Source organism: Hylemonella gracilis ATCC 19624 (assembly GCF_000211835.1).
Lineage (GTDB): Bacteria > Pseudomonadota > Gammaproteobacteria > Burkholderiales > Burkholderiaceae_C > Hylemonella > Hylemonella gracilis.
The window spans coordinates 24298-31128 of sequence record NZ_AEGR01000087.1; the positions used below are offsets into that span (position 1 = coordinate 24298).

Genomic DNA, 6831 nt, shown 5'->3' on the forward strand with positions numbered 1-6831 from the left:
AGCGGAACATCCCGTCCCATGCATTTCAACTTGCCCAGGGTTCTGCCATGACGATTGCCTTGACCTCCCCCTCCCCTCTCCCTGCACCGGCCTCCGAGGACGTGACGCCGCCCACCGCTTACGCGCTGCAGGCCAGTTTTCTGCCCAGCAGGACCTCGCCAGACGGCGGACGGCAGCGTCGGCTGGGCCTTGCTTTCAACCTGTTGGCGAAACTCTTCCCGGACCTCGCCACCCGACTGCTGTGGCGGCTCTGGTTCACGCCGCCACGCGCCCGCCCGAATCCGCGCGCGCGCGATCTGCTGGCGACGGTGGAGCACCGCTTCGAGGTGTATTCGGGCGAGCGTGGCGCCGTGGTCCACGGTTGGGGCAGCGGTCCCGCGGTGCTGCTGGCGCATGGCTGGGGGGCGTATGGCGCGCAGTTGGGCAGCTTCGTGCCCGTGCTGCAGTCGGCCGGTTACCGCGTGCTGCTCCTGGACGCGCCAGGTCATGGCGGACAGAGGCCGCGGCCCTACCGGCTCGACCAATACGCCCAGCTGCTGCATGACGTGATCCTGCATGCCGGGGATGTCCAGGCGGTGATCGGCCACTCGCTGGGCGCCACGGCGACGGCCATGGCCCTGCACCAGCTGGACAGCCCAGCCACTTACGTTGGCATCGCACCGACGGCCAACCTCAAGAGCGTGTTGCGGACTTTCCAGCAGCGATTGGGCCTGAGTCCGGACCTGCTGGCCCGGCTGGAAACAGCCTTCGAGGATGTCTTCGGCCCCACCTGGTGGCGTGACTATTCGCTGGACCACCATCTGCCTCGGCTGCGGGGCCGAGCACTGCTGGTCCACGACCAGGACGACTCAGAGACCAGCCCGGAAAACAGCCGCTACCTGGCGCGCCTGCGCCCGGCAACGGTACTGCACTGGAGCCAGGGCTTGGGGCATAACCGCGTGCTGCATGACCGCGAGGTGGTTCAGACCGTGGCCGACTTCATCTGTCGGCCCTGACCGCGATCTCGCCGACGAACAGGCTGCGGAAGCGAGAAAGGAAAAGAGAAAAGAGCAAGGGAAGAGGCAACGGCGTTCAGCCTTCTTCGAGCCCCAGTTCCTGGATCTTGCGCGTGATGGTGTTGCGGCCGATGCCCAGCTTGTGCGCGGCTTCGATGCGCCGACCGCGTGTGGTGTCCAAGGCCGTCAGAATCAGCTTGCGCTCGAAGCGACGGCTGAGTTCGTCCCACACATCCACCCGCCCGGATTGCAGCAGGCTCAGGGCTTCTTGCTGCAAGCTGCTTTCCCAATCGCCCGCCGCGGCGGGCGTGGCGACAGCCACCGAGGCAGCCGCCTCCGTCACGGCGCGCTCGCCGACTGCCGCCGAGGTGTCGGCAGCCAGCGCGGGGGGCGACACCACCTGCACCGCGGGCGCATTCACAGGCGCCATGGCCGTGGCAGCAATGCCGTCCACCATCTGGAGCACTTCCGGCGGCAGGTCCTTGGGCTCGATCACCTGGGCCGGCGCCATGACCGTGAGCCAGTGGCAGACGTTCTCCAACTGGCGCACATTGCCGGGGAAGCTGAAGCGGCTGAGTTTTTCCAGGGCGGCGTCGGAGATGCGCTTGGGCTCCACACCCAGCTGGCGCGCGCTCTGTTGCAGGAAGTGCCGCGTGAGCATGGGCACGTCTTCCTTGCGTTCACGCAGGGCGGGCAAGCGCAGACGGATGACGTTGAGGCGGTGGAACAAGTCTTCGCGGAACACGCCTTCCTTGACGCGCTGCTCCAGGTCTTGGTGGGTGGCCGCGATGACGCGCACATTGGCCTTCACGGCGCTGTGTCCACCCACGCGGTAGAAATGTCCGTCGCTGAGCACACGCAGCAGGCGTGTCTGCAAATCGAAGGGCATGTCGCCGATTTCATCGAGAAACAGGGTGCCGCCTTCGGCCTGCTCGAAGCGGCCACGGCGCATGGTTTGCGCGCCGGTGAAGGCTCCGCGCTCATGGCCGAAGAGTTCGCTCTCCAACAGGTCCTTCGGAATGGCCGCCGTGTTGATGGCGACGAAGGGCCCTTGCGCGCGCGGTGAGTGCTTGTGCAAGGCGCGCGCCACCAGCTCCTTGCCGGAACCGCTCTCGCCCGTGATGAGCACCGTCACATTGCTCTGGGACAGGCGACCGATGGCGCGGAACACGTCCTGCATGGCCGGGGCTTGACCCAGCATTTCGGGCGTCTCGGCCAGGGTTTCTTGAGCCACTTCCTCGCGCTGGCTTTCCTCGACGGCGCGACGGATCAACTCCAGCGCCTTGGGCAAGTCAAACGGCTTAGGCAAGTACTCGAAGGCGCCGCCCTGGAAAGCGGACACGGCACTGTCCAGGTCACTGAACGCCGTCATGATGATCACCGGCAGGCCGGGGAAACGCGCTTTGACTTTCTCCAGCAATTCGAGGCCCGTGCCACCCGGCATGCGGATGTCGCTCACCAGCACCTGAGGTGCTTCGTTCTCTTCGTCCAAGGCCGCCAGCACGTCCTTGGGATTGGTGAAGCTGCGCGTAGGAAGTTGCTCGCGCTGAAGAGCCTTCTCGAGCACGAAGCGTATGGATTGGTCATCGTCTGCGATCCAGATCGGCTTCATCTCGGCGTAATCCTTGGTCTGTGTGTTCACACCGCCTCCCATTGTTTGCATGCGCTCTTCAAGCTCAAGGCAGCGGAATCAGAATTTTGAAATCGGTCCGACCCGGTTCGCTGTCACACTCGATCAGACCATGATGCTGCTGCACGAAGGTTTGCGCCAGCGTCAGCCCCAGGCCTGAACCACCTTCACGCCCCGACACCAGCGGGAAAAAAATGCGGTCCTTGATCGAGTCCGGCACACCGGGCCCGTTGTCGATGACATGCAATTCCAGTGCCAGTCTGTAGCGCTGCTTGCCAAAGGTGATGGAGCGCGCGATGCGTGTACGAAACGTCAGCTGCGCATCGCCCGACACGATGCGCTCGGTCAGCGCTTGGCAGGCGTTGTGCGCGATGTTCAGCACGGCTTGAATCAACTGCTCGCGATCGCCCCGGAACTCCGGTATGGAAGTATCGTAGTCACGGACCACGCGCAAGCCCCGGGGAAACTCCACCAGCACCAAGGACCGCACCCGCTCGCAGACCTCATGGATGTTGACGTCGCCCACGACGTGCGGCCGGCGGTGCGGCGCGAGCAAGCGGTCCACCAGGGTTTGCAGGCGATCGGCCTCATGGATGATGACGCGCGTGTACTCGGTGAGCTGCGGATCGATTTCCATTTCCAGCAGTTGCGCGGCGCCGCGTATGCCCCCCAGGGGGTTCTTGATCTCGTGGGCGAGGTTGCGGATCAGCTCCTTGTTGGCCTGCGCTTGGTCGAGCAGGCGTTCCTCGCGCTCCTGGCGCGCCTGCTGCTCCAGCGGCATCATCTCGACCAGGATCTCGTCGGGCACGTCGGTCTGCGTCAGATTGACATGCACCGGCAGCAACTCACGCCCCACGCGCCTCAGACTGGCGTCGTAACGCAGGGTGGAGTATTCGTTCGCCCGCACGCCCGCCAACGCTTGCAGCAGCACGCGTGGCTCGGCGAAGTAAGAGGAAAAATTGTCCTCGCCCATGCTGCGGCGGGAAATGCCCTGCACATCCTCCAGGGCGGCATTGGCGTAGAGCAATTCGCCATCGCTGCGCACCACGGCCACCAGGGTCGCGAGCAAATCGAAGGCCTGGAAGCGGTGCTCCGCGCTCATGCGGCTTTGCGGCAAGCTGACGGTCATGGCGTTCATCGAAGCAGGTGGATCAGCGCCTTCAGGCTGGCGCCAGAAATCCGGAGGCCTTGCGCGCCGAGGTCGCTCGCGGCAGGCGAGGATAAGACGGGTGGCGAGAGTGCGACGGATTCATGCGAGGCCCATTTCCTGGCAAAAAACAGTCTCAACAAAAAGGGACGGCGCGAAGCCGTCCCTTGATCGTGCGACACCCACATCCACCTGCCTTCGGCAAGACCGCCTGCGCGACCGGCGGAGACAACTGGCGTGAGGTGCCGCGGAACCACTCGCGTGCTGATTACAGCGAGTAGTACATGTCGAACTCGATCGGGTGCGTGGTCATGCGGAAACGCGTGACTTCTTGCATCTTGAGTTCGATGTAGGCGTCGAGCATCGTGTCGGTGAAGACACCGCCCTTGGTCAGGAAGGCGCGATCCTTGTCCAGGTACTCCAGCGCTTGGTCCAGGCTGTGGCACACGGTCGGGATCTTCGCGTCTTCTTCGGGCGGCAGGTGGTACAGATCCTTGGTGGCGGCTTCGCCCGGATGGATCTTGTTCTCCACGCCGTCCAGACCCGCCATCAACAGGGCCGAGAAGGCCAGGTAGGGGTTGGCGGTCGGGTCCGGGAAACGCGCTTCGATGCGGCGACCCTTGGGGTTGGCCACGAAGGGGATGCGGATCGAGGCAGAACGGTTGCGCGAGCTGTAGGCCAGTTTCACCGGGGCTTCGAAGCCAGGCACCAGGCGCTTGTAGCTGTTGGTGCCGGGGTTGGTGATGGCGTTGAGCGCGCGGGCGTGCTTGATGATGCCGCCGATGTAGTACAGCGCGAACTCGGACAGGCCAGCATAACCTTCGCCAGCGAACAGGTTCTTGCCGTCCTTCCACACGGACTGGTGCACGTGCATGCCGGAGCCGTTGTCGCCCACGATGGGCTTGGGCATGAAGGTGGCCGTCTTGCCGTAGGCATTGGCGACGTTCTGCACCACGTACTTCAGCAGGATGGTCCAGTCGGCGCGCTGCACCAGCGTGCTGAACTTGGTGCCGATTTCGTTCTGGCCAGCGCCCGCCACTTCGTGGTGGAACACTTCAACCGGGATGCCCAGCGATTCGAGGATCAGCGACATCTCGGCGCGCATGTCCTGCGTGCTGTCGACCGGGGGCACCGGGAAATAGCCGCCCTTGACCGTGGGACGGTGACCGCGGTTGCCGCCTTCCAGCTTGGCACCGCTGTTCCAGGGCGCTTCGTATTCTTCGATCTTGACGAAGGAGCCGGACATGTCGGCACCCCAACGCACGTTGTCGAAGATGAAGAACTCGGGTTCCGGACCGAAAAAGGCGGTGTCGCCCAGGCCAGAAGCCTTCAGATAGGACTCGGCGCGCTTGGCGATGGAACGCGGATCGCGGTCGTAAGCCTTGCCGTCACCCGGCTCCAGCACGTCGCAGGAGAGGAACAGCGTGGTCTCTTCGAAGAAGGGATCGATGTTCGCGGTGTTCGGATCGGGCATGAGCAGCATGTCCGAAGCCTCGATGCCCTTCCAGCCAGCGATGGAGGAACCGTCGAAGGCGTGGCCCGAGGTGAATTTGTCTTCATCAAAGTGGGAAACGGGCACGCTGACGTGCTGTTCCTTGCCACGGGTGTCGGTGAAACGGAAGTCAACGAACTTGACCTCGTTCTCCTTCACCATCTTCATCACGTCTGCGACGGTCTTGGCCATCTGGGTACTCCTGCTAGGAAGGTTGGTTGAAAAATCGTTGGACTGAAAGCTGTAAGCAGCGCTGGTTGGATGCAGTTTTTGTGCCAATTCCGGTGCGTGTCGGGCACTCATCCGGAGCTGCCATCGGCGCCATGGGGACTCTCACCCTCTATTGTGCGCCTTTGCAAGGTCGGAACGCCCCATTTCAATGCAGATATTGGCGCCAAGTTCGCACCAAAAAAGGGATCAAATAAAGGTGCAGGGGCGACTGATGCGCTGAATTCAAACCGTCCGCACCAATTCGGGGCCAAGTCGGCAACCCTGGGCCCGTAAACCTGCGAGCATGTCCTCGTAAGCGGGCAACATCTGCGTGGGTACCCCCTTGACGCCCAGCTCGATGTGGCGACCGTGCTCGGGATGATCCACGCTGGGCAGGCTGAAGACCTTGACGCCCGGGTGCCCCGCCTCGATGGCCTCCATCAGAGGCGTGAGCACGGCCTCCATCGCGCCATACACAATGATCGACCGCTCACCCCAGGCGCCCCGCGCGTGAAGATGCGCGTAGCTTGTGTCCAGCAAGGACTCCATCATCGGCCAGGCCATGACGGGAAAGCCCGGCATGAAGTGCACGGCACCCTGCGTCGGCGTCGGCGCCGCGCCACCGGTTGCCTTGATGCTGAAACCGGGGATCTTGTTGTACGGATTGGGCAGGATGTCCGCCCCCTCGGGAAAGACCCCCATGTTCAGGCGATGCACGTTGTCGGACTGGTCCGGGTCGTAGGACACGCCTTTCTCAATCGCCATCTCACGGGCGCGCTCATGGATCAGTTCAGCCGCCCGGGGGTGCAAACGCAAGGGCCGCCCCAGGGCCGCCGCCGCGCATTGCCGGGTGTGGTCGTCCGGCGTGGCACCGATGCCGCCACAGCAAAACACCACTTCGCCCGAGGCTGCGCGCTCGAAAGCCCGGCGCAAGACCGCGGTGATGCGGACCGGATCGTCACCGACGATCTCGGCACCCGACAGCTGCAAACCGCGCGCGGCCAGCAGTTCGATGGTCTTGGGCAGGTGCTTGTCCGCGCGCTTGCCGGACAGGATTTCGTCGCCAATGAGGATGAGACTGAACGTTGTCATATGCCTTGATGCTTCGTGCCTTGATGCTTCATGCCTTGCCCGCGAGCCGCTTCAAGCCCAGCCATTGCTGGGCCCAGAAGCCACGCCCGTAATCCCGCCCCTGTTCCACCTGATCCCGGATGCCCGTGGGGTCGTAACGCAATTCGAAGTTCGCCGTGCCAAACAGCATGTCCCACCACGGCAGGAGCACACCGAAGTTGCAGCCGCCTAGACTTTGGGCCCCCACGCTCCCCGCTGCGCGAGGTTCGCTGCCCCCCGAGGGGGC

General features: G+C 63.9%; 6 protein-coding genes. 1 reads left to right on the forward strand and 5 read right to left on the reverse strand.

Annotated elements, in window-relative coordinates; genetic code table 11:
• Nucleotides 1-47 precede the first annotated feature (47 nt).
• Nucleotides 48-995, forward strand: a complete 948-nt coding sequence (locus HGR_RS13610; protein ID WP_006298874.1) for an alpha/beta fold hydrolase — start codon at nt 48-50, stop codon at nt 993-995.
• Nucleotides 996-1071: 76 nt separating this feature from the next.
• On the opposite strand, the gene ntrC is transcribed toward HGR_RS13610, so the two are convergent.
• The 5 genes from ntrC to HGR_RS17085 all read right to left on the reverse strand — a co-directional run.
• Nucleotides 1072-2607 (reverse strand): nitrogen regulation protein NR(I), encoded by a 1536-nt coding sequence (gene ntrC, locus HGR_RS13615; RefSeq protein ID WP_006298875.1) that lies wholly within the window; start codon nt 2605-2607, stop codon nt 1072-1074.
• Nucleotides 2608-2671: 64 nt separating this feature from the next.
• Nucleotides 2672-3763, reverse strand: a complete 1092-nt coding sequence (gene glnL / locus HGR_RS13620; RefSeq protein ID WP_006298876.1) for a nitrogen regulation protein NR(II) — start codon at nt 3761-3763, stop codon at nt 2672-2674.
• Nucleotides 3764-4040: 277 nt separating this feature from the next.
• Complete coding sequence (gene glnA, locus HGR_RS13625; protein ID WP_006298877.1) at nt 4041-5456, reverse strand: type I glutamate--ammonia ligase; 1416 nt, start codon at nt 5454-5456, stop codon at nt 4041-4043.
• A 261-nt stretch (nt 5457-5717) separates the two neighbouring features.
• The gene (locus HGR_RS13630; RefSeq protein WP_006298878.1) at nt 5718-6566 is read right to left on the reverse strand and encodes a competence/damage-inducible protein A; all 849 of its coding nucleotides are present in this window, start codon (nt 6564-6566) and stop codon (nt 5718-5720) included.
• 28 nt (nt 6567-6594) lie between these two features.
• Nucleotides 6595-6831, reverse strand: a 237-nt coding sequence (locus tag HGR_RS17085) for a sterol desaturase family protein (protein ID WP_406564787.1), incomplete at its 5' end; no start/stop codon positions are given.

Excerpts from the sequence above, each read along its gene's own strand:
- glnL (WP_006298876.1), bottom strand. The coding sequence starts at position 3,763 with ATGAACGCCATGACCGTCAGCTTGCCGCAAAGCCGCATGAGCGCGGAG.
- ntrC (WP_006298875.1), bottom strand. The coding sequence starts at position 2,607 with ATGAAGCCGATCTGGATCGCAGACGATGACCAATCCATACGCTTCGTG.
- HGR_RS13610 (WP_006298874.1), top strand. The coding sequence starts at position 48 with ATGACGATTGCCTTGACCTCCCCCTCCCCTCTCCCTGCACCGGCCTCC.
- HGR_RS13630 (WP_006298878.1), bottom strand. The coding sequence starts at position 6,566 with ATGACAACGTTCAGTCTCATCCTCATTGGCGACGAAATCCTGTCCGGC.
- glnA (WP_006298877.1), bottom strand. The coding sequence starts at position 5,456 with ATGGCCAAGACCGTCGCAGACGTGATGAAGATGGTGAAGGAGAACGAG.